At 43.1% G+C, this 269-nt stretch carries 1 protein-coding gene; it reads right to left on the bottom strand.

Going from position 1 to position 269, the window contains the following annotated elements; translation table 11 throughout:
- A partial coding sequence (locus A3761_RS06550) for an outer membrane lipoprotein-sorting protein (protein ID WP_156491682.1) occupies positions 1-269 on the bottom strand: 269 nt, incomplete at both ends.

Consider the following 269-nt stretch of genomic DNA (forward strand, 5'->3'; position numbering starts at 1 on the left):
GAGCGCGCTTCAAGCTGTTCTTGGTGAAGTCACTATCACTTAGCCCGGTAGAAAACTGAAAATTGCTCCAGATTAAGTCAGTGCTTTTACCTGTCTGGTGATTCTGCATCTTCATCACATTCGGGCGCCAGTATTGGTCAAGATATTGATTGTAATCACTAGAGTTGAGGGTCTTTAGTAGCGCTTTTTTACGGTCATAAAATTCAATTTTATGGACGCGGTATTCACTCTGGTCGATCCAGGCAATTTGGCTTGTGTAGCCAGAGTTT

Source organism: Oleiphilus sp. HI0123, assembly GCF_001635315.1.